2 protein-coding genes are annotated in these 2,841 nt (G+C 70.9%); one reads left to right on the top strand and one right to left on the bottom strand.

Going from position 1 to position 2,841, the window contains the following annotated elements; all coding sequences use genetic code 11:
• Nucleotides 1-2 precede the first annotated feature (2 nt).
• Nucleotides 3-530, bottom strand: a complete 528-nt coding sequence (locus E4099_RS30940; protein ID WP_209446811.1) for an RNA polymerase sigma factor — start codon at nucleotides 528-530, stop codon at nucleotides 3-5.
• Between the two features lie 698 nt (nucleotides 531-1,228).
• Here E4099_RS30940 and E4099_RS30935 point away from each other — a divergent pair.
• The coding region (locus E4099_RS30935) for a condensation domain-containing protein (protein WP_167828545.1) at nucleotides 1,229-2,841 on the top strand (1,613 nt) is incomplete at its 3' end.

Genomic DNA, 2,841 nt, shown 5'->3' with positions numbered 1-2,841 from the left:
CCTCACGCCCGCCCCATCGTCCAGGCGGCCTGGAACTTGCGCCGCGCCCGGTGCAGTCGGGACCGTACGGTGCCGATGGGCAGGGCGAGCGTGGCGGCCATCTCGCGTTCGTTCATGCCGTAGACGGCGCGCAGCGTCAGCACCTCGCGATGCTGCTCCGGCAGTCGGTCCATCACGTCCCGGATGTCGATGGCGACCAACGGGTTGGCGTCCTGGGCGAGCTCCGGCAGGGACTCGATCACGCCCTGGCTGAGCCGCTTGGAGGTGCGGATCGCCTCCCGGACCGTCACCGAGCGCACCCAGCTGTAGAAGGCCGTGGGCTCGCGCAGCCCGGGGATGCCCCGGTAGATGGCGAGCATCGCCTCCTGGGCGGCGTCGCAGCTGTGCTTTCTGGCGATGGGGAGGCAGAGGCGCCCGACGAACGGGGTGATGTGCCGCAGCAGGTCGTTCATCGCCTGGCGGTCCCCGGCCTGGGCACGCGGCAGCAGAGCCCCGACGGAGGTGGCACACAGGTCATTCGCGGTTCTCACTTCGGGTGCCCTCCCGGACTCGGCCCGCGGACACGGGCGCATGGGCATACGGGGGATGGTCCAGCCGGCGGCCGAACCCGCCGGTTCGGCGAGTTCCGCCGCGGCGGTGCGACGTCCTCTCGAATGACCCCGCACCGTACGGCGAATCACCATTTCAGTGAAGCGGTATATCCATCACCTTTCAAGAGGAACCATATTTCCCCTGGTTTTCACTCACCTCATGCCGGGCTCAAGCGCCGATCCACGCCGCCTCCACCCGTAAGTGATATCCCAACACCATTCATCGAACACGGCACTCACGACCGTCGAGAGCACCAGGACCGAGGGCACCGCCCAGCTGCCAGGGAAGGACTGATGACCGATTGTTTGATTGCGGGGGAACGAGGGGAGATTCGGGCTTCTCGGGGAAGTCGAGCGGGGTGCGTGAAGCCCCGACTCGCCCTTGACCGACCCGGATCCACTCCGGCACGATGCATCGCGCCGGACGGCGCGAACCGTCCGTGAAACCGAACCGCAAGGCCTCGAATCGGCTCTGGTCCCATCAATTGCGCTCTACCGCGCGCCAAGCGATCTCCCATGCGTACGGGTGGAATTCTTCTCTCCCGCACGCCCTACGCGATTGATCCCACAGGCGTTTTTCCGGCAGCGATCCGGCAGAAATCCGGCAGAGAAACAGAACTCCTATCGAGGGTTGTGCCATGTCTGTTCACGAGGACGTCCATCGCCCGCTGACCACCGCCCAGGAGGGCATCTGGTTCGCCCAGCGCCTCGACCCCGCGAACGCCGCCTACAACACCGGTGAATACGTGGAGATCCATGGGCCGATCGACCCGGAGATCTTCGAGGCCGCGCTGCGCCGCACCCTCACCGAGGCACAGACCTTCGCCCAGCTCTTCACCGACACCCCGGACGGCCCCCGCAGCATCCACGCCTCGCCCACCCGCCGGCCGCTCCACCGCATCGACCTCACCGACCACCCCGATCCCAGCGCCGCCGCCGAGGCCTGGATGCGCGCCGACCAGGCCACCGCCGCCGACCTCACCCGCGGCCCGCTGTTCACCCAGGCCCTGTTCACCGCCGCCCCGGACCGCCACTTCTGGTACCAGCGCGCCCACCACATCCTCCTCGACGGCTACAGCTACCTCCTCGTCTTCCGTCGCGTGGCGGAGATCTACACCGCCGAGGCCGCCGGTCTGCCCGTCCCCGAGACCCCCTTCGCCCCGCACCACCGGCTGCACGACCAGGAAGCCGCCTACCGGGCCTCGGAACGCTTCGCGCGCGACCGCGCGTACTTCACCGAGCGCTACGCCGACGCACCCGAGGCCGTCTCCCTCGCCCGGGCCGTCGCCTCCGCCCGGGCCGGCTTCCACCGCCGCACCGCCTTTCTGAGCCCCCAGGAGACCGAGCGGCTCACCACCGCGGCCGCCAGGCTGGGCGGCACCCGCAACGACCTGCTGCTGGCCGCCATCGGCAGCTATCTCCACCGCCACACCGCCGCCCCCGACGTCATCTTGGGCCTGACCTGCATGAGCCGGGCCGGCTCCGCCGCCCTGCGCACCCCCGCCACCGCCTCGAACAACCTCCCCCTGCGCCTCACCCTCACCCCGGCGACCACCGTGCGCGAACTGCTCGACGCCGTGGCCGCCGAGGTGCGGGCGATCCGCAGGCACCAGCAGTACCGGGGGGAGGACCTCCGCCGCGACCTGAAGCTCCTGGGCGGCGACCGGCGTCTGTTCGGGCCGGTGGTCAATCTGATCCCCTTCGGCTACGACCTGCGTTTCGGCGAGCACTCCGTCACCCACCACCCGCTGTCCGGCGGCCTGGTCGACGACCTGTGCGTCACCGCCCGCCCCCTGGCCGACGGCGGTCTCAGCCTCGACTTCGACGCCAACCCCGCGCTCTACACCCCGGACGAACTCGCCGACCACCAGCAGCGCGTCCTGCTCCTGGTGGACCAACTCGCCGAGGCGGAGCCGGACTCGCCCCTGGCCCGCCTCTCGCTCCTGCGGCCCGGGGAGCGCCCCTCGCCCCCTGCCGAGACCGCCGGCGCGCCCGCGCCCGACGCCACCCTGCCGGCGCGTTTCCAGGCCCAGGCCCACCGCACCCCGCACGCGGTCGCCGTCACCGACGGCACCACCGCCCTCACCTACGCCGAACTCAACGGCCGCGCCAACCGGCTCGCCCACCACCTCCTCGCCCACGGGGCCCGCCCCGGCGGCACCATCGCCCTGGCACTCCCCCGCACCCACCATCTGCCCGCCGGTATCCTGGCCGTGCTCAAGACCGGCGGCGGCTACCTCCCCCTCGACCC

This window comes from Streptomyces palmae (assembly GCF_004684805.1).
GTDB lineage: Bacteria > Actinomycetota > Actinomycetes > Streptomycetales > Streptomycetaceae > Streptomyces > Streptomyces palmae.
Note: the sequence above shows the minus strand (reverse complement) of the source record. Positions and strands in the feature narration are given on the sequence as shown.